Annotated in this window: 16 protein-coding genes and 1 pseudogene; 10 read left to right on the forward strand and 7 right to left on the reverse strand. The window is 63.1% G+C overall.

What is annotated here, in order from left to right; translation table 11 throughout:
* Positions 1–11 precede the first annotated feature (11 nt).
* Complete coding sequence (locus tag QAO71_RS00270) at positions 12–1,319, reverse strand: FAD-binding oxidoreductase (protein WP_074779070.1); 1,308 nt, start codon at positions 1,317–1,319, stop codon at positions 12–14.
* 195 nt (positions 1,320–1,514) lie between these two features.
* Here QAO71_RS00270 and alr point away from each other — a divergent pair, with 195 nt between their 5' ends.
* Together alr and QAO71_RS00280 are read left to right on the forward strand one after the other, a co-directional pair.
* Positions 1,515–2,585: an alanine racemase gene (alr, locus tag QAO71_RS00275; RefSeq protein ID WP_036991545.1), complete on the forward strand. Its 1,071-nt coding sequence runs from the start codon at positions 1,515–1,517 to the stop codon at positions 2,583–2,585.
* Between the two features lie 91 nt (positions 2,586–2,676).
* Positions 2,677–3,225, forward strand: coding sequence for a cupin domain-containing protein (locus QAO71_RS00280; RefSeq protein ID WP_036991542.1), 549 nt, complete (start codon positions 2,677–2,679; stop codon positions 3,223–3,225).
* 3 nt (positions 3,226–3,228) lie between these two features.
* Here QAO71_RS00280 and QAO71_RS00285 read toward each other — a convergent pair whose 3' ends face one another.
* The 3 genes from QAO71_RS00285 to algB all read right to left on the reverse strand — a co-directional run bounded on the left by QAO71_RS00285 (position 3,229) and on the right by algB (position 6,975).
* Positions 3,229–3,783: a DUF4136 domain-containing protein gene (locus QAO71_RS00285; RefSeq protein WP_280164979.1), complete on the reverse strand. Its 555-nt coding sequence runs from the start codon at positions 3,781–3,783 to the stop codon at positions 3,229–3,231.
* Positions 3,784–3,853: 70 nt separating this feature from the next.
* Positions 3,854–5,632: an ATP-binding protein gene (locus tag QAO71_RS00290; RefSeq protein WP_280164980.1), complete on the reverse strand. Its 1,779-nt coding sequence runs from the start codon at positions 5,630–5,632 to the stop codon at positions 3,854–3,856.
* Positions 5,629–6,975, reverse strand: coding sequence for a sigma-54-dependent response regulator transcription factor AlgB (gene algB, locus QAO71_RS00295; RefSeq protein WP_280165705.1), 1,347 nt, complete (start codon positions 6,973–6,975; stop codon positions 5,629–5,631). The genes QAO71_RS00290 and algB overlap by 4 nt, the downstream gene beginning before the upstream one ends.
* Positions 6,976–7,193: 218 nt before the next feature.
* Between algB and QAO71_RS00300 the strand changes: the two are divergent.
* Together QAO71_RS00300 and QAO71_RS00305 are read left to right on the forward strand one after the other, a co-directional pair.
* A pseudogene (locus QAO71_RS00300) lies at positions 7,194–8,044 on the forward strand (BON domain-containing protein).
* 33 nt (positions 8,045–8,077) lie between these two features.
* Entirely contained in the window at positions 8,078–8,242 is a 165-nt protein-coding gene (locus tag QAO71_RS00305; protein ID WP_036991535.1) for a DUF1328 domain-containing protein, read from the forward strand.
* A 32-nt stretch (positions 8,243–8,274) separates the two neighbouring features.
* Here QAO71_RS00305 and QAO71_RS00310 read toward each other — a convergent pair whose 3' ends face one another.
* Entirely contained in the window at positions 8,275–9,687 is a 1,413-nt protein-coding gene (locus tag QAO71_RS00310) for a sensor histidine kinase (protein ID WP_280164981.1), read from the reverse strand.
* Positions 9,684–10,352, reverse strand: a complete 669-nt coding sequence (locus tag QAO71_RS00315; RefSeq protein WP_280164982.1) for a response regulator — start codon at positions 10,350–10,352, stop codon at positions 9,684–9,686. Before QAO71_RS00315 ends, QAO71_RS00310 begins: the two co-directional genes overlap by 4 nt.
* 260 nt (positions 10,353–10,612) lie before the next feature.
* Here QAO71_RS00315 and QAO71_RS00320 point away from each other — a divergent pair, with 260 nt between their 5' ends.
* From QAO71_RS00320 to QAO71_RS00345, 6 genes are all read left to right on the forward strand, one after another.
* The gene (locus QAO71_RS00320; RefSeq protein WP_280165706.1) at positions 10,613–11,803 is read left to right on the forward strand and encodes an OprD family porin; all 1,191 of its coding nucleotides are present in this window, start codon (positions 10,613–10,615) and stop codon (positions 11,801–11,803) included.
* A gap of 48 nt (positions 11,804–11,851) precedes the next feature.
* Positions 11,852–12,832: a tripartite tricarboxylate transporter substrate binding protein gene (locus tag QAO71_RS00325; RefSeq protein WP_280164983.1), complete on the forward strand. Its 981-nt coding sequence runs from the start codon at positions 11,852–11,854 to the stop codon at positions 12,830–12,832.
* A gap of 52 nt (positions 12,833–12,884) precedes the next feature.
* Positions 12,885–13,340, forward strand: coding sequence for a tripartite tricarboxylate transporter TctB family protein (locus tag QAO71_RS00330; RefSeq protein WP_280164984.1), 456 nt, complete (start codon positions 12,885–12,887; stop codon positions 13,338–13,340).
* 1 nt (position 13,341) lies between these two features.
* Complete coding sequence (locus QAO71_RS00335; protein WP_036991527.1) at positions 13,342–14,856, forward strand: tripartite tricarboxylate transporter permease; 1,515 nt, start codon at positions 13,342–13,344, stop codon at positions 14,854–14,856.
* Positions 14,849–15,892, forward strand: a complete 1,044-nt coding sequence (locus tag QAO71_RS00340) for an AbrB family transcriptional regulator (RefSeq protein ID WP_280164985.1) — start codon at positions 14,849–14,851, stop codon at positions 15,890–15,892. The genes QAO71_RS00335 and QAO71_RS00340 overlap by 8 nt, the downstream gene beginning before the upstream one ends.
* Before the next feature lie 92 nt (positions 15,893–15,984).
* Positions 15,985–16,632, forward strand: a complete 648-nt coding sequence (locus QAO71_RS00345; protein ID WP_280164986.1) for a cytochrome b/b6 domain-containing protein — start codon at positions 15,985–15,987, stop codon at positions 16,630–16,632.
* Here the strand turns inward: QAO71_RS00345 and sulP are convergent.
* Positions 16,623–18,377: a sulfate permease gene (gene sulP, locus QAO71_RS00350; RefSeq protein WP_136868540.1), complete on the reverse strand. Its 1,755-nt coding sequence runs from the start codon at positions 18,375–18,377 to the stop codon at positions 16,623–16,625. The two genes, QAO71_RS00345 and sulP, sit on opposite strands and share 10 nt — an antisense overlap.
* Positions 18,378–18,437: the final 60 nt, after the last annotated feature.

Consider the following 18,437-nt stretch of genomic DNA (forward strand, 5'->3'; position numbering starts at 1 on the left):
CCCCGCCCCCCTCAGAAACTCTGTTCCTTGATCTTCTGCCACAACATCCCCAACGCCAGCAATGGCGAGCGGAACAGTTCGCCCCCGGGAAAGGCCATATGCGGCACCTGGCTGAACAGGTCGAACCCGCGGCTGGCCTGGCCGGTCATGGCCTCGCCGAGGATGCGGGCGGCCAGGTGGGTCGCATTGACGCCGTGGCCGGAGTAGGCCTGGGCGTAGAACACATTGGGCTGATCGGGCAGGCGGCCGATCTGTGGCAGGCGATTGGCGCCGATGCCGATCATGCCGCCCCACTGGTAATCGATACGGGTGGCCTCCAGCTGCGGGAAGACCTTGAGCATCTTCGGTCGCATGTAGGCGGCAATGTCCGCCGGGTCACGCCCCGAGTAATGGCAGGCACCGCCGAACAGCAGGCGCCGATCGGCAGACAGCCGATAGTAATCCAGCGCCACGCGCTGATCACAGAGCGCCATGTTCTGGGGAATCAGCTCGGCGGCCAGTTCGGGTGACAGCGGTTCGGTGGCAATCAGGTAGCTGCCGGCGGCAATGACCTGGCTATCGAGGCGACGCTGCAGGCCGCTGTGGTAAGCGTTGCAGGCGAGCACCAACTGGGCGGCGCGTACCCGTCCTCGGTCGGTGTGCACGGTGATGGTCGAGCCATGATCAATGGCGGTCACCGCCGAGCGCTCGAACAACCGCACGCCCAGCGACTGGGCCGCTGCTGCTTCGCCCAGGGCCAGGTTCAGCGGATGCAGGTGCCCCGAGCCCATGTCGATCAGCCCACCGACATACCGATCAGAGCCGACCACGCTGCGCATCTGGTCGGGCTCGACGATTTTCAGTTCATGCTGATAGCCCAGCGACAACAACTCGTCCCGATCAGCGCGAAAGGCGTCGAGATGGCGCGGCTTGTTTGCCAGGTCGCAATAGCCCCAGGTGAGATCGCAATCGATGGCGAACTCGGCCACGCGCTCGCGGACGATGTCGACCGCTTCGATACCCATCAGCTTGAGATCGCGCACGCCCTCCGCGCCGATGACACCGGCAAACTGATCGACGTCATGGCCGACGCCGCGGATCAACTGGCCACCGTTGCGGCCGCTGGCACCCCAGCCAATCCGCCGCGCTTCCAGCAGCACCACCGAGAGCCCGCGTTGGGCCAGTTCGATGGCGGTATTCAGCCCGGTAAAGCCGCCGCCGATGATGCACACATCGGCCTGTTCCTCGCCTTCCAGTATCGGCAAGAGCGTCTCGCGGTTGCGTGAGGCAAGGTACCAGGAGTTGGGGTAATCGGCGGAATGGATGGTGTGGCGTGACATGGAAGCTCCGTCGCACAGCGGAAATACAGACCGGCAGGATAACGGCAATTGTCCTGCCACAGAAGCCCTGGCATGCCGTGGCGCCGGAGCAGCGGACATTGCTCGCGGCTTTTGTCGGGATAATTTGCTATTCTTGCCGCCAGCGACCTCCCGCCGCACCCATCGTTTCAGTACTTACTTGCCTGTGGACCTGCCATGCGCCCAGCCTATGCCCTGATCGACTTATCGGCCCTGCGCCATAATTACCGTCTGGCCAAACGCCTGACCGGCTGTAACGCCCTGGCGGTGGTCAAGGCCAACGCCTATGGCCACGGGGCGCTGGAGTGCGCCGCTGCCCTGAACGAGGATGCTGATGGTTTCGCGGTCGCGGCGATCGAGGAGGCACTGGCCCTGCGCGAAGCGGGTCACCGGCAACCCATAGTGCTGCTCGAAGGCTGGTTCGAGGCCGCCGAGCTGGAGCTGATCTGCCGCCATGATCTATGGCCGGTGGTGCATCACCACGGACAGTTGGCTGACCTGCGCGAAGCGAACCTGAGTCGGCCGCTGCAGGTCTGGTTGAAGCTCGACAGCGGTATGCATCGTACCGGCTTCTCTCCAGTTGAGTATCCGCAGATCTGGCGTGAATTGCAGGCCAGCAACAAGGTCGCCAGCCTGACCAAGATCACCCACTTTGCCCGGGCCGATGAACCGGAAACCGGCCGAACCGAGGAGCAGCTGGAGACCTTCGCGCAAGCGACCGCAGGGCTCGACGGCCCAGCCAGCCTGAGCAATTCCGCCGGCGTGCTGGCCTGGCCCAGCGCCTATGGCGATTGGGTCCGGCCCGGCATCATGCTGTACGGGTCCAGCCCCTTCGACTTTGCCCAGGAGCAGGCCGCGCAGCTGCGGCCGGTGATGCAGCTGGATTCGAGGGTGATCGCGGTACACAACATTGCGGCGGGCGAACCCATCGGCTACGGCTCGCGGTTCGTCACCCGCCGGGCGAGCCGCATCGGGGTGGTCGCCATGGGGTATGCCGATGGTTATCCGCGTCATGCGCCGGACGGCACACCGGTACTGGTGGACGGCCAGCGCACCTGCATCAGCGGGCGGGTCTCCATGGACATGCTGACGGTGGATCTGACCGGGCTGCCGGGTAGCGGGCTGGGCAGCCACGTACGGCTTTGGGGCGATGGGCTGGATGCCGGCGAGGTGGCCAGCCATGCCGGGACCATTTCCTACCAGTTGTTCTGCAATCTGAACCGGGTACCGCGGCGCTATCAGGTCTGATTCCGGCAGGGGGCTGCGTTGAAAATAATGCACAGCCGTGCAATCATGCGGCCCACCTGATCCCATCTGTATTGCCCAGAGGATTCCGACCTTGGATGTTGGCGCCCGACTGAAAACCATCCGCAAACTCAAGGGCCTGTCCCAGCGCGAGCTGGCCAAGCGCGCCGGTGTCACCAACAGCACCATTTCGATGATCGAGAAGAACAGCGTCAGCCCCTCGGTCAGTTCCTTGAAAAAGGTACTGGCGGGGATCCCCATGTCGCTGGTTGAATTCTTCGCCGTCGAAGCACCCGCCGATCAGCCGCGCAAGGTGGTCTATCGCACCGGTGAGTTGTTGGACATCGGCAGTAACGAGGTGATCATGCAGCTGGTCGGCAAGGACCACCCCGACCGCAGCCTGTCTTTCCTGCGCGAAACCTACCCGCCCGCCGCCGACACCGGGCCGGATATGCTCAGTCATCAGGGCGAGGAAGCAGGCATTGTGGTGCAGGGCCGGTTGGAGCTGACCGTGGGCGCGGAGATTCATGTTCTCGACACCGGGGATAGCTACTACTTCGAGAGCAGCCAGCCGCACCGCTTCAACAACCCCTTCGACGAACCCTGCGTATTGATCAGCGCCACTACCCCGGCGAATTTCTGAGACTCAATTCGGCGGGAAGGTGCTCAATACCTTGGCGGCCCGCTCATGCATTTCCTGATTGCGTTCCAGGGGTGTCTGGCGCTCGCGCACCGTCTGGCTGTCGCTGCCACGCCAGACCATCCGCCCATCGCGGGCGTCAAGCATGTCAATCTGCAGCGTCATGACCTGATAGTCCACGGTGCGGGTTTGACTGTATCCGGGGCCGCCCCAGTAAGGCCCCCAGTAGCCCCAGCCGCCACCATAGTGCGTGGTGACGTTATCCCGACGGGTTTCCAGCACCACCGAGGCGCGGACCTTCAGGTCAGCGGTATCCGCTGGCTGGGCTGGTCGCAGGCCGCGTACATCCAGCTGGGCGGCGACCGCTTCGAGGACGCGCTGGCTGGTGAGATCACTGGTCAGGCGCGGATCATTGGCTGGTGCGTAGGTCACCGGCGGATCGGCCCAGCTCCAGGTCTGGTACTGGCTGAAATCCCGGCTCAGATCATAATCTGCACGGGGTCCGGTGGCCTGGCAGGCCCCCAGCATCAGCAGCGACAGCAGGATCATAAAGCGCAACATGGGAAACCTCGGCTGCGTCAGTGGTATATGGAATCAGACTGCCAGGGCAGGTGATGGTTCTGTACCCAAGCTACACCAGCGGCAGCAGCAATTGGAAGCGTGCGCCCTGTCCCGGATGCGATTGCAGAGTAATCTGACCGCCATGCAGTTGCACTATCTCCCGGCACAACGCCAGGCCCAGACCGGCGCCGCCCCGGCTGGCGCCGATCTGCACGAAAGGCTCGAAGATGCGTGCCTGCTGGCCATAGGGGATACCCTCGCCATCGTCTTCGACCGCCAGTAGCAAGCGCTCATCCTGCACCGCGGCGTGCAACCGCACTGCGCCGCCCGGATGGCTGTGGCGGATGGCGTTGGCCAGCAGATTGTCCAGCACCCGCTCGATCTGCAAGTGATCCAGTTGTACCTCCGGTAGATCGGCCGCGGCCTGCACCTCCAGCGTCAGCCCTTTCGCCTCGGCCTGCCCCTGGAACCGCTCGCGGGCACTGGTCAGCAGCGCATCGATTGCGCACGGGCTGCGTTCGAGTTTCTGCAGACCGTTCTGGTAGCGAGAGAAGTCCAGCAACTCGTTGATCAGCCGCACCAGGCGGTGCATCTCCTCATCCACGGTCCGTAACAGTTCACCTTCCCGTGACCCGGCCGGAAACTGCAGGCGTTCCAGCAACAGGGCAAAGGCCATATGCATGCCGGCCACCGGGGTGCGCAGCTCATGAGAAGCGCGCAACACAAATTCGCTGCGGATACGCTCGAAAGCGCGCTGTTCGGTGACGTCATGCAGCACCATCACCATACCCAGCAGCCGCCCACCGGTATGGCTGACCGGCGTGATGCTGTAGGTCAGCAACCGCGATTCGGCATGCACCTGCACCTGCAGATCGCCCAACACCCCGCTTTGGGTGGAGCCGCGGGCTACCTGCCACAGTTGCTCGTCCAGTTCCGGGCGCTGCAGGGCCTGGCTGGCGCTGAGGCCGAGCTGGCGGGTATCGCAACCGAGCTGGCGCCCGGCCACTGGGTTGAAATGCTCCAGGCGGCCGCTGCGATCGAAAATCAGCAAGCCATCGTCGATGCTGTCGAGTACTGCCTGTAACCGCCGCTGTTCGGCCAGGAGCGCTTCCACATCGCTGTGACGGAACTGCTGTAGCGCCGCCGCCATCAGACCGAAGCGCCGGCTCAGGGTGGCCAGCTCAGCGACCGGGGTGACGGGTAGGGTGACGCTGAAATCGCCCTTGCCAATCAGGTTGGCCGCGTCGGCCAGAGCCTCGATTGGCCGGCCAAAGCGTTGCGCGATGCTGTGGGCGGTTACCAGGCCCAGCACCAGTACCGCCACGCCAACCAGACCGAGCAACCCGGCGATCAACCAGGCGCGTTCACGGGCGTTCTGCTCCCCGGCGCGCAGTTCCACCAGATAGTGCATGAGCATCCGGTCGATGTGGTTGTGAATGGTACTGAAGTGGCGGCTGAACTCGTCGCTGCCGAGAATCTGCTGGCGCACTGTCAGCGGCTCGGCGAGCAGGTTCTCGAATACCGCATAAGCCTCGGTCAGTTCTGTCAGCGTCTGGTGTTCGGTCTCATGCCGGGCTTCCTTCCGGGCCTCGGCCAGCCACTCTTCGAAGCGGGCGTCGGCGGTGCGGATGGCGGTCAGATCCGGTTCGTCGAGCAACAGCAAGGCCAGTTGCCGGTTCAGTTCCTGGCTCAGTCCGGTGGCGGCCTCGATACTGCCCAGAGTGCTGGTCATGGCCTGACTCTGGGCGCGGGTGAGATGTAGCACGCTGAAGATACCCAGCAGCAGCCCGATCAGCGCCACCGTAAGCAGTGCGCCATTACTGAGAAACAGCCGGCTGCGCAGTTTCACAGGCCGAGTTGCTTACGTTTGCGATAGAGCGTGGACGCGTCGATGCCCAGTGTGCGTGCCGCCTGATCCAGCGTCTCGCTATTGCCGAGCACGGCAGTGATGTGAGCGCGTTCCAGTTCTTCCAGGCTGAGTTCCGCGCCGGCCCGGGGCACGCTGTCGAGTGGCGGAGCATCGAAGCCCAGGTGCGTGAGATCGACCAGCTCTTCGGTGCAGATGATGCTGGCGCGCTCGATCATATTGCGCAGCTCGCGGATATTGCCCGGCCAGGAATGCTGCTGCAGTGCCGTCAGGGCCGCGTCGCTGAAACCGCGGGCGGGGCGGCCATAATCACTGACGAAGCGTGCGAGAAAGCGCTCGGCCAGCTCGGGAATATCCTCGACGCGTTCGCGCAGCGGCGGCAGTGTCAGGGTGATGACATTGAGACGGTACATCAGGTCCTCGCGGAACGCGCCGGCAGCAGCCATCTCCGCGAGGTTGCGATTGGTCGCCGATAGAATGCGCACGTCTGCATGGCGGGTCTGGGGATCACCGACGCGCTCATACTCACGGTCCTGAATAAAGCGCAGCAATTTGGGCTGCAGGGCCAGGGGAAAGTCGCCGATCTCGTCCAGGAACAGAGTGCCACCGTCGGCCTGACTGACTCGGCCCAGGGTATTTTCCGTGGCGCCGGTGAAGGCGCCACGGGCATGGCCGAACAGTTCGCTTTCCATCAACTCGGCGTTCAGTGAGGGGCAGTTGACCGTGACGCAGTCATGCTTGCTGCGTTTGCTCCAGCCATGAATGGCCCGCGCCAGTTCGCCCTTGCCTGTGCCGGATTCGCCGAGGATCAGGATATTGGCATCGGTATCGGCCACCTGGCGCGCGGTATCCAGTACCGAGCGCATGCCTGGGCAGCGGGAGTCGAGATCGGCCCCGGCAGCGGCGGTTTCCTGCTCCAGCGTCTGTAAACGGGCCGCCATGCGGCTGGTTTCCAGTTGCCGTGCGGCGGCCAGGCGCAACTGCTCGGGACTGCAGGGTTTGACCAGATAATCCGCCGCACCCGCCTGCATGGCATTGACCGCGGTATCGATTGCCGAGTGGGCGGTCACTATCACCACCCGCATCCAGGGAGCCAGCACTCGCAGCCGGGACAGCACCGTCAGGCCGTCATCGGCACCCAGCCGCAGATCGAGAAAACAGAGATCGAATACCTGCCCCTGGACCAGCGCCTGCGCCTGATCGCCGGAGCTGGCTGTGGCAATGGCGTACCCCTCGTCCTCAAGACAATAGCGAAAGGTGCGCAAGATCGCCGGTTCGTCATCGACCAGCAGAATGCGGCCTTCTTTATCGGGTGTTTGCATGATCCGCTCCGTAGGCTGCCCCTGCTTGGTTAGTCACCGCTGCGCCATGCAAGTTGCACGATATTCTCTGGCCCTTCCTGCAATTTGCACGGCTTCGAAATCGGGTGAATTCGATAACTTATTGATTTTCAATTAATTAGCGTCAAGCCAAAAGCTGGCATGACTGCTGCAACGGTATAAGGGAAAGGCCTTTACGGCCGCTGAAAGAGGAAGTCACTATCATGCATGCCTTGAAAAAACTCGCCATTGCCACCGCCACTGTCGGTGTCATCGCCCTGAGTCCGATGGCAGCGTATGCAGAGGATGGCGATATGAGCCGTCAGCTGACCGAAGCGCGTCAGGAAGGCTCGGTCTGGACCGCCTTCGCTCTGAACCGCCACCTCAGCCCCTTCAGCATTGATGTTGAGATCGACAACGGCGTTGCCATCCTTACCGGTGAGGTCGAGTCGGAGGTTGACCGCGATCTGGCCGAGCAGGTAGCCCTGGGTGTGGAAGGCATCCGCGAAGTGGACAACCAGCTCAAGGTCGAAGGCGAGACCGCCGATCGCAGCACTGCCGATGATAGCGGGGCCGCCTTCTCCACGCGTTTCAACGATGCCACCACCACGGCAACCGTGAAGTCGAAACTCTTGTGGAATCGCAACACCGAAGGGCTGGACATCAATGTTGGCACTCGTAACGGGGTGGTGACCCTGCAGGCAACACCGACTCAGCGGAATCGAAGGAACTGGCCGAGCGGCTGGCGCGCAATACCGAAGGTGTTCGCCAGGTCGACAATCAGCTGGAGGTCAATGCCGAAGCGGGCACGGCCGACAAGGCGCGGGACAAGGCGGATCAGGCTGGTGCAGCTATCAGCGATGCCTGGATCAGCAGCAAGGTGAAATCCAGTTTCCTGTTCAACAACAGTCTGGATGGGCTGGATATCTCCGTGGATACCAAAGGCGGCCAAGTGACCCTGGGCGGTCGGGTGGCCACATCGGCAGAGAAGGATCTGGCCATTGAAATCGCGGAAGACATCCGCGGCGTGCAAGGCGTCAATGCCGATTCACTGCAAGTCGGGAATGAAGGCTGAATCCGGCATATCAACTAATTGAGGAGAACTGCCATGTTAAGTTGGGCTATTACTTTTCTGATCATCGCCATCATCGCTGCGGTTTTGGGTTTTGGTGGTATCGCAGGCACTGCTACCGGGATTGCCAAGATTCTATTCGTGGTCTTTCTGGTGCTCTTCGTCGTGTCCTTCATCATGGGTCGTCGACCCAAGCTATAGGGCACAACAACTGAAGCGCAAACTCGAACCGGTCACTTTGTGGCCGGTTTTGCGTTGGCATCATCTGGAAAACGTACGCGCACCAACAGACCACCCAGTGCCCCCTGCTCCAGGCTGATCTGCGCCCGATGTGCACGGCAGATTTCGCCGACGATGGACAGCCCCAGGCCGCTACCAGTACCGCCTTGCCGATAGAAACGTTCGAAAACCCGGTTGCGCTCGGTTTCCGGAATACCCGGCCCGGTATCTTCGACCTCCAGGCAGGCGCCAGCGGTGAGCCGCAGAATGATCTGCCCACCCGCCGGGGTATGCACCAGCGCATTATCGATCAGGTTACCCAGCAGTTCCTGCAGCAGCGTCGGCTCGCCCCATACGGTAAAGGGCTGCTCGACTTCCAGCGCCAGTTCGACCTGGCGCCCGTAGGCAAGCGGAACCATGGCCATGGCCACATCCTGCACTAGCGGCGGCATATCCACATGTTCGGCGCTGCCATCGGCTACCGCCCGGGCGCCGCGCTCAATGCGGGCCATGGATAACAGGCGGTTGGCCAAGGCGATGGTGCGATCGGTACTGACTTCCGCATCCTGCAAGGCCTGGCGCCAACTCTCGGGCTCGGTCGCGCGCAGACCAAATTCGATGCGTGCCTTGAGCGCCGCCAGCGGGGTGCGCAATTCATGGGCGGCCTCGGCGATAAAGTCGCGCTGGCGTTCGAAGTTTTCCCTGAGTCGGCCGGTAAAATGGTTGATCGCATCCACCAGCGGGGTGATCTCCCGTTGCAGCCCCTCGGTACTGATCGGACTGAGATCATCGCTGCGGCGCTGGGCCACTTCTTCTTTCACGCGCCGCAACGGACCCAGGGCCGCATTGACCGTCAGGTAGGCCAGCAGCAACGCGCTCACGCTCAGTACGCTCAGATTGATCAGCGAGCGCTGCAGCAGATGGCGCGCCATGCCCTCGCGGGCGTTCAGCGTTTCGGCGACCCGGATTTCCGCCATGCCTTGCAGCTCGCCGCCGCTGACCGGCTGCAGCAGGCTGACCACCCGCACGCCGGCGCCGTGATATTCCGCATCGTAGAAGCGGGCCAGGGCGGGATAGTTCTGGGTCATGGCAACGCCGGCGGGCGGCGCGGGCAGGTCGTCATAGCCGGAAATGGGTTGGCCATTCAGATCCAGCACCTCGTAATACAGGCGGCCGGTGATGTCGTAGGCAAAATTGTCCAGGGCAATGTAGGGCACATCCACCTGCAGCTTCCCGTCAATATCGAACAGGCGCTCGGCAATGGCCCGGGCGGACGACAACAGGGAGCGGTCATAGGCGGTATCAGCGGCCTTGCGCGCGTTCCAGTAAGAGGCGGAGGCGGCCAGGATCAGCAGCACACTGAGCATCAGCACCAGCCGCACCATCAGCCGGCGGCGAAGGCTGCCGGTACTGTGGCTGCGCTTCATTCCGTGGCTTCCAGCAGATAGCCCAGCCCGCGGAAGGTGACGATGCGTACATGACTGCCGTCGAGCTTGCGGCGCAGCCGCGAGATATAGATTTCAATGGCTTCGGGGCTGGCGTCCTGATCCAGACCGAAAACCTTGCTGGCCAACTGCTCCTTGTTCAGCATCCGGCCCGGCCGGGTGATCAGATTTTCCAGGACCGCATGTTCGCGCGAGGGTAGCTGCAGCGGGGCACCGTCAAGAGTGAAGCGCCGATCGGTCAGGTCATAGATCAGCGGTCCGCAGCATTGCTGGCGCTCGCCGCCCATCAGGCTGCGCCGCAGCAGGGCATTGACGCGGGCTTCCAGTTCGCTGAGCTCGAAGGGCTTGGCCAGGTAGTCATCCGCGCCCAGGTTCAATCCGCGTACCCGGTCGCCCACCTCGCCCCGTGCAGTCAGGATCAATACCGCCAGGGTCTGGCGCCGCTCGCGCAACTGGCGCAAGACCTCGAAGCCGTCCAGGCGCGGCAGGCCGACATCGAGAATGGCCAGGGCATAATCCTCACTGCGCAGCGCCAGATCGGCGGCCACGCCGTCGTGCAGGGTGTCCACCGTCAATCCGCCAGCCTTGAGCGCGTGGGTCAGGCTGTCAGCCAGTTCCGGATCATCTTCTACCAGCAGAATGCGCACCCACTTTCCCTCCTTCGATCATTTTGACGAGTGTACACCTCCCGTCGGCGGTGACGAAGGTTGCACCCTTGATCAGGTGGGGATGACAGGTTGATGAAAGGTTGCGGCATTAGGCTTCTGGGCGTTAGTCGAATATCACCCTGATTAAAAACGAGCGCACAGCGCTTCTACAAAAAAAATAAATGGAGAAGCTGATGACCGTCAGTATCAATACCTGTTTGCTGCGTGCCGCCCCGCTGGCCTTGCTGGTCAGCCTACCCATGGCGCAGGCGGCAGATGAGGGCTTCCTGGACGGCAGCAAAGCCAGCCTGGAAATGCGCAATATCTACTACAACCGCGATTACCGTGAAGGTGCCGGCCAATCCAAGCGCGAGGAATGGGCGCAGGGCTTTCTGCTGAACCTGCAGTCGGGCTATACCCGGGGCCCGATCGGCTTCGGTCTGGATGCCCAGGGGCTGCTCGGCGTCAAGCTGGACTCCAGCCCCGACCGCACCCGCACCGGCCTGCTGCCACGCCATGATGATGGCCGCGCCGCCGATGAGTACGGCAAGCTCGGGCTGACGGCCAAGGCGCGGGTATCCCAATCGGAATTGCGTCTGGGTACATTGATGCCGACGCTGCCTACCTTGAAGCCGAACAACAGTCGCATCCTGCCGCAGACCTTCGAGGGCGGCATGCTGGAGATCGGTGAATTCGACGATCTGGCCATGTCCCTGGGTCGGCTGACCAAGACCAAGCTGCGCGACTCCTCGGACGCCGAGGATATCGTACTCAACAGCAAGAACGGCCGTTATGTCGGCGTTACTGCTGATCACTTTGATTGGGCCGGGGTGGATTATCAGTTCACGCCTGGTCTGGCGGGCAGTTATCACCTGGCACAACTGGATGATATCTACCGCCAACAGGTCATGAGCCTGAGCCACCGCGGCACTCTGGGTGCCGGCAATCTGCGCGCCGAGCTGCGCGTGGCGTTGTCCGATGACCAGGGTGCCGCGCGCGCCGGGTCGATTGACAACCAGGCCTGGCAGGGCGTGCTGGGTTACCGCCAGGCCGGTCACGGATTGGCGCTGTCGTTGCAGAAAATGCGTGGCGACAATGCCTTCCCGTATATCAACGGCAGCAATCCGAACCTGGTCAACTTCGTGCAGGTCAACGATTTTGCCGAAGCGGGGCAACGCTCCTGGCAGGTGCGTTACGACTACGACTTCGCCAGTCTGGATATTCCGGGATTGACCTTCATGACCCGCTATACCAGCGGCGATAAGGCTGAACTGGCCGCTGGTGGTCACGGCAAGGACTGGGAGCGCAATATCGAGCTGCAGTACATCGTCCAGCGCGGTGCGCTGAAGAACGTCGGCCTGCGCTGGCGCAATGCGACCTACCGTTCGAGTTATGCGCGTGATCTGGATGAAAACCGTTTGATCGTCAGCTACACGCTGCCGATCCGCTAGAAAACTGCCTGATTACAACACTCATAACCTCTGAAGAGGAATTGCGACATGAAAGCTTCTCTGCGCACAGTACTGCTCGCCATGGCCTGCCTGGGTCTGGCGGCGCCGACTCTGGCCGATGAACCAAGACGTCCCGAATGCATCGCCCCGGCCTCTCCGGGTGGCGGTTTCGACCTGACCTGCAAATTGGCCCAGAGTGGCCTGCTGGAAGGCAAATACATCAGCAAGCCCATGCGCGTGACCTACATGCCCGGCGGTATCGGTGCGGTGGCCTACAACGCCGTGGTCGCTCAGCGGGCGGACGAGGGCGGCACTATCACTGCCTTCTCCAGCGGCTCGCTGCTGAACCTGGCCCAGGGCAAGTTCGGCCGTTATGACGAAACCGCGGTGAGATGGCTGGCCGCCTTCGGCACCAGCTATGGCGCCATTGCGGTGCGCGCCGACTCGGAATTCCAGACCCTGGACGATCTGGTCAAGGCGCTCAATACCGACCCGAGCAAAGTGGTGATCGGCTCCGGTGGCACGGTTGGCAGCCAGGACTGGATGCAGACCGCCTTGATTGCCCGCGCTGCGGGTGTCGATCCGCGCAAACTGCGCTACGTGGCGATGGAAGGCGGCGGCGAGCTGGCCACTTCGCTGCTGGGCGGCCATATCCATGTTGCCAGTACCGATATCTCCGACTCCATGCCGCATATCGAAAGTGGTGACCTGCGCATTCTGGCGATCATGGCCGATGAGCGTCTGCCCGGTACGATCACCGAGCAGATCCCTACGGCCAAAGAGCAGGGTTATGACGTCAGCTGGCCGGTGGTACGTGGTTTCTACATGGGACCGGACGTGAGCGATGAAGAGTTCGCCTGGTGGAAGAATACCTTCGATCAGATGATGGCTTCGGAGGACTTCGCCAAGCTGCGCGAGAGTCGCGAGCTGTTCCCCTTCGCCATGAGTGGCGATGAGCTGGACGCCTATGTGAAAAAAGAGGTGGCCAGCTACAAGGAGCTGGCTGCCGAATTCGGCCTGACCCGCTGATTGGCTAGTACGGGCGGACGTCCTGTCCGCCCGCTTCTTGAGGACTCCTGTCATGTATCAACGCCTGTTTGCCGGCTTTCTGCTGGCGGTCTGTGCTGTCCTCGGCTGGATGGCCTGGGGGCTGGAAGCGCCCTTCTCCTACGAGCCGGTTGGTCCCCGCGCCTACCCGCTGTTGCTGCTGGGCCTGCTGGCCGCCGGCGCACTGGTGCTGGTCATCAAGCCGGCCCTGGAAAGTGGCAGCAATGAAGAGGCGCCGCTGTCATCGGTCATGGTGCCGAAGCTGCTGCTGTGCCTGGCGTTGCTGCTGGCGCTGGCCGCCCTGTTCGAGCGTCTGGGTTTTGTCCTGACCAGCGTCGCCTTCGCCTATGGCATGAGCCGGCTGTTCGGTGGGCGCAACCTGCCGAGCATCGCCGTCGCACTGGTACTGGGGCTGGGCCTGTACTTCCTTTTCGATCGCATTCTGGATGTGCCGCTGCCGCTGGGTGTGCTGGCTGCCCTGGAGAACTGATATGGATACGTTGCAATATCTCGGCCAGGGCTTTGGTGTTGCCCTCAGCCCGAATAACCTGATTACCGCCCTGGCCGGTACCACCATTGGCACCATCGTCGGGCTGCTGCCGGGCCTGGGGCCGATCAATGGCGTGGCGCTGTTGATTCCGGTCGCTTTCGCCCTCGGCCTGCCGCCGGATACGGCGCTGATTCTGCTCGCTGCGGTCTACCTGGGTTGTGAGTATGGCGGACGGATTTCCTCGATTCTGCTGAACATCCCCGGCGAAGCCTCGGCGGTCATGACCACCTTGGATGGTTATCCGCTGGCGCGGCAGGGCAAGGCGGGTATCGCCCTGTCGATTTCCGCCTGGAGTTCGTTTATCGGTGGCTTCATCGCCACCATCGGCGTGGTGATCTTTGCCCCCTTGCTGGCGAGCTGGGCGGTTTCCTTCGGGCCAGCCGAATACTTCATGCTGATGATCTTCGCCGTGGTCTGTCTGGCTGGCATGGCCGGTGACAAACCGGTGAAGACCGGGGTCGCGGTGCTGATTGGCCTGCTGTTGTCCTGCGTGGGCATCGACGCCAACAGTGGCGTCTACCGTTTCACCTTCGGTGCGCTGGGATTGTCTGACGGCATCCAGTTCGTGGTGCTGGTGCTGGGCCTGTTCAGCATCAGTGAGATCCTCACCCTGCTGGAACGCACCGAGCATGGCCAGACGGCACTCAAGGCCAGCGGCCGCATGCTGTTCAATGTGAAGGAAGGCGCCTCGGTATTCGCCACCAACATCCGCAGCGGCGTAATGGGCTTCGTTTTCGGCATTCTGCCCGGGGCGGGGGCGACCCTGGCCAGCGCCATGTCCTACATGACCGAGAAACGTCTGGCCGGCAAGGAAGGTCGCTTCGGCAACGGCGATCTGCGCGGCCTGGCGGCGCCGGAAACCGCCAACAGTGCCTCGGCGTGCGGCTCCATGGTACCGATGCTGACATTGGGTATTCCCGGCTCCGGTACCACCGCGGTGATGATGGGTGCGCTGACGCTGTACAACATCACCCCCGGCCCGCTGCTGTTCCAGAACCAGCCGGATCTGGTCTGGGGTCTGATTGCGTCGTTGTTCATCGCCAACATCATCCTGATCGTGATGAACGTACCGATGATCAAGGTATTTACCCGCATTCTGTCCGTACCGAACTGGACCCTGGTCCCGGCCATTGCCATCATCACCTCGATCGGCGTTTACGCGGTGCATGCCACCACCTTCGATCTGTTCCTGATGATCGGCATCGGTGTGTTCGGTTATATCCTGCGCAAGCTGGACTTCCCGCTCTCCGGGGTACTGCTGGGCTTCATTCTCGGCGGGCTGATGGAAAGCAATCTGCGCCGGGCGCTGTCGATTTCCAACGGTGATCTGAGCGTGCTGTGGAGCAGCCCGATCAGCCAGGCGCTCTGGGCGCTGGTGGTGCTTATCGCCCTGCTGCCGTTCTGGCGTGCCTGGCGTGCAAAAAGACGGGCCCCGGCGCTGCAGCCGGATGTCTGACCGCTACCCACTGAAACACCTGGCAGCCCCGTTCGGGGGGCTGCTTGGCGGTTGGCTCGCCAGCCTGATCCACCTGCCACTGCCATGGATGACCGGCTCCCTGCTGGCGGTGATTCTGGTGCGCTGCAGCGGCTGGCTGATCACCGAGCTGCCCGGCGGTCGGCGGGTGGGGCAGTGGCTGGTCGCCAGCGCCATCGGTCTGCACTTCACGGCGCCGGTGCTTGAGCAGGTGCTGGGTCATCTGTGGCTGATCCTGCTCGGCTCGCTGGGCACTTGCCTGCTCAGCGTGCTGGGTATTGCGATACTGCGCCGCAACGGCGTGGACCGGGCCACAGCCTTCTTCTCCAGCATGCCCGGCGGCGCCAGCGAGATGGTGGTCTTTGCCCTGCGTCACGGCGCCGATCCGGCGCGGGTGGCCGCTGCGCACAGTCTGCGCCTGCTGCTGGTGGTGCTGACCATTCCGGCGATCTTCATCTGGACGCTGCCGGCCAATGCGCCGCCGACCCCGGTTCAGCCCGACTGGGGTTGGCTGTTGATCCTGATGCCCCTGGGGCTGCTGGCCGCACTGATCTGGCGGCGGCTGGGTCAACCCAACCCGTGGATGCTCGGTCCGCTGCTGTGTTGCGCCGCCGCCAGTGCAATATTCGATCTCAACATTGCCCTGCCGGCAGCAGGCAGCGCCATCGGCCAATGGCTGATCGGCAGTGCGCTGGGTTGCCATTTCGATCGAAAGTTCTTCCGCAGTGCGCCGGCGTTCCTGCTACGTGTGCTGCTGTTCGCCGTGACAGCCATGTTGGCTGCGGCCGCTGGCGCCTGGCTGCTCGGGCGTTTTACCGAGGTGGAGGTTGCCGGGTTGACCTTGGGGCTGATGCCGGGTGGGATTACCGAGCTCAGCCTCACTGCCGAGGCGCTGCATCTGTCCGTAGCGCTGGTTACTGCGCTGCAGGTGGCGCGGCTGTTGCTGGTGATGTTCTTTGCCGAGCCGGTGTTTCGCCTATGGCAACGCCGAGCGCCAGTGCTTGATGCCCCGCAGTGACGGGCCACACCTTTGTAACTGCGACCTTCGAGCCCTTGCCCGGCCTTGCGCCCAGCATTTAGCCTTATCGCCTTGTTTCCATCAGGAGCGTCATGTCCGTGCGGATTACTGTCTGGGATTTGCCCCTGCGGCTGTTTCATTGGTTGTTGGTACTGGCGGTGACCGGTGCGCTGGTTACCATCAATCTCGGCGATAGCTGGATGGAATGGCATGGCCGCTTTGGTCTGGCGGTGGTCGGGTTGATGGTCTTCCGGCTGGCCTGGGGCGTGCTGGGCTCGACCCATTCGCGGTTCGCCAGCTTCTTCCCCTCACCGGCAGCGATCACTCGCTACTGCCGGGGGCAGTGGCGAGGCGTGGGCCATAATCCATTGGGCGCGCTGTCGGTCTATGCCTTGCTCGGGCTGTTTGCCTTCCAGGCGTTCAGCGGTCTGTTTGCCAGCGATGAGATCGCCTTCAGTGGCCCGCTCAGTCAGGCCGTCTCCTACAACGCGGTCAATACCCTGAGCAGTTGGCACCGGCAGACCGAGCTGTGGCTGTATCTACTGATCGGGCTGCATTTGTTGGCGATCATCGCCTACCGCCTGCGCGGCCGGCAGCTGCTGGGGCCGATGCTGCATGGCAAGGTGGAGACCACCGAGGCGACCGAGCCGCGCGGTGGCGGAGCGGGTGCCTTCACTGTGGCGCTGATAGTCGCCCTGGCCGCGGTCTGGCTGGCCAATGGCGGTTGGCTTCAGCCCTGAGCTGAAGCGGTCGCCTCATCGGTGGGCCGCTTTAGCCCGCTCAGGGTATTGAAGGCGATGTGGGTGCTGGGGAATATCTCGCTGACCTGCTCCTGAATCCAGTCGGTCTGCTCCAACTGGTCCATCACCGGCCCCTTCACCTCTGCCAGATGAACCTGGATATCCCGCTCGCGCAACCCCAGGCTCAGCTCGCACAGCATGTCCAGGCCGGTGCTGTCGATATGGTTGACCGCCGAGAGGATCAGCAGCAGCTCGCGGGTGTCGGGATAGTCGCGCAACGCCCGCAGGATGGCCCGCTCGATGGCCTTGGTGTTGGCGAAAAAGATATTTTCATCGATGCGCATGGCCAGCAGCTGCGGCTCGGTTTCCACCAGGTGGCGCTGGGTGTTGCGGAAATAATGGGTGCCGGGCACCCGGCCCACCACCGCCACATGGGGGCGGCTGCCGCGCCACAGCTGAGTGACGACGGAGAGCCCGACGCCCAACACGATGCCGCCTTCGATTCCAAGCAGCACAACCCCGGCGGCGGTGCAGATCAGCGTCAGGCCCTCGCGCCGGTCATAACGCCAGGCGCGTTGCAGGCTGGCCAGATCGATCAGCGGTGCTACCGCGACCAGAATCACTACCGCCAGCATGACCAGCGGCAGCCAGGCGAACAGCGGAGCGATGGTCAGTAGAATCAGACCGATCACCACCGCCGATATCACGCCGGCCAGCGGAGTATTGGCGCCGGCCTCGACGTTCACGCCCGAGCGGGAGAAACCGCCACACACGGCGAAGCCGCCGGTCAGTGCCGAGCCTGCGTTGGCCGCGCCCAATGCGAGCAACTCGCGGTCGGGATTGATGCTCTGGCGTTTGCGCCGCGCCAGGGATTGGGCAATGGAGACACTCTCGACGAAGCTGACCAGGCTGATCAGCGCGGCGGGCAACAGCAGCGCCTGCAGGGTGGCGACATCCGGTGTGGACCAGACCAGTGCTGGCAGACCGGCCGGCAGACTGCCCACCACCGGCACGCCACGGGCGCCCAGATCCCAGGCGATGGTGATCAGTAGTCCGATCAGCACCACCAGAATCGGCGCCAGCCGCGCCAATAGCCGGGCAGCTCCTGCACTGATGCCCAGCCGCTGGAGATGGCCAGCCAGCCGGCTACGGGCATAGAGCAGCCAGGCCAGGGCCAGCAGCCCCATAATCAGCACCAGCGTATTGACCGGCTGCCAGGCGGCCAGCAGCTGCGCCGGCGAGCTTGGCAACTCACTCAAGCCGAGCAGGTGGGGCAACTGACTGAGCACGATGAGGATGGAGGCGCCGCTGATGAAACCGCTGATCACCGGATGACTGAGAAAGTTGGCAAGAAACCCCATGCGCAACAAACCCAGCACGAACAGCAGCACCCCGGACATCAGCGCCAGCCAGATAGCCAACTGGTAATACTGCTCGCTGCCGACCGTGGCCAGCGGGGCCAGCAGGGCGGCGGTCATCAGCGCGGTCACCGCGACTGGCCCGACCGACATGCTCATGCTGGTGCCGAACAGGGCGTAGCCAAGCAGCGGTAGCAGGCTGGCATACAGCCCGATCTGCACCGGCAGGCCGGCGAGCATGGCATAGGCCATGCTCTGGGGAATGATCATGATCGCCGTGACCAGGCCGGCAACCAGATCGCCGCTGAGCCAGGGCAAGCGATAATGGCGCAGCCACGCCAACAGCTCCTCGCCGCCAGGCGGCTGCAATCGCGGATTGTCACGCATCAATCAATCACCTGCCCACTTCTCCCGCTCGTCTGGATCAGCGCCGTTACGCCAACCGTG

Origin of the sequence: Halopseudomonas sp. SMJS2 (genome assembly GCF_029866945.1) — a bacterium.
Taxonomy (GTDB): domain Bacteria; phylum Pseudomonadota; class Gammaproteobacteria; order Pseudomonadales; family Pseudomonadaceae; genus Halopseudomonas; species Halopseudomonas bauzanensis.